This is a genomic window from Mesorhizobium sp. M4B.F.Ca.ET.143.01.1.1 (genome assembly GCF_004792275.1).
GTDB lineage: Bacteria > Pseudomonadota > Alphaproteobacteria > Rhizobiales > Rhizobiaceae > Mesorhizobium > Mesorhizobium abyssinicae.
On the sequence record NZ_SRSR01000291.1, the window covers coordinates 1 to 301 of the forward strand.

Annotated in this window: 1 protein-coding gene; it reads right to left on the bottom strand. The window is 66.4% G+C overall.

All coding sequences use genetic code 11. The features are described 5' to 3' along the window. Positions 1-301: 3-keto-5-aminohexanoate cleavage protein (locus tag EN786_RS37040; protein ID WP_135910178.1), on the bottom strand; the 301-nt coding region annotated here is incomplete at both ends.

The following is a 301-nucleotide window of genomic DNA, read 5'->3' on the forward strand; positions in this document are numbered from 1 at the left end:
ATCGATCCCATGTTGAGCGACGCGACCTCGGGCGCGAAAACCTTCGCCGGCTTGACCCGCTCTTCCACGCTCATCGTGGCGGCGCCGCCAGTGGTGATGTTGATGACGCAGTTGGAGCGTTGCTTGATGACCTGCAGGAACGGCGCGAAGGCCTCGGTAGATTGATCGGGGCGCCCGTCGACCGGGTTGCGGGCGTGAAGGTGGACGATCGCGGCACCCGCCTCGGCCGCCTCGATCGCCGAGGACCTGGCCAAGAAGGCCGGCGACAGTTTTGTCACCGTCGAACGGCTGCTGCAGGCGC